The organism is Rhizobium sp. Rhizsp42 (assembly GCF_047304155.1).
Lineage (GTDB): Bacteria > Pseudomonadota > Alphaproteobacteria > Rhizobiales > Rhizobiaceae > Rhizobium.
In genome coordinates this window covers 1-270 of record NZ_JBGLYS010000151.1, presented here as the reverse complement: position 1 = coordinate 270, position 270 = coordinate 1, and the positions used below count along the sequence as shown (strand labels likewise).

1 protein-coding gene is annotated in these 270 nt (G+C 71.9%); it reads left to right on the top strand.

The window, feature by feature from the left end:
• Nucleotides 1-251: 2-oxo acid dehydrogenase subunit E2 (locus tag ACCD05_RS31905; protein ID WP_413397687.1), on the top strand; the 251-nt coding region annotated here is incomplete at its 5' end.
• Between the last annotated feature and the right edge of the window lie 19 nt (nt 252-270).

Below are 270 nucleotides of genomic sequence, written 5' to 3'. Positions count from 1 at the left end.
GCGCCCTGTTCGACACCCCGATCATCAACCAGCCCCAGGTCGCCATCCTCGGGGTCGGTTCGGTGGTCAAGCGCCCGGTCGTCGTGCAGGACGCGGACCTGGGCGAGGTCGTCGCCGTCCGCTCGATGGTCTACCTGGCCCTGTCCTACGACCACCGGATCGTCGACGGCGCGGACGCCGCCCGCTTCCTCGGCACGATGAAGGAGCGCCTGGAGGCCGGCCAGTTCGAGGGCGACCTCGGCCTGGGCTGATCCCCGACCCGGGCACCCC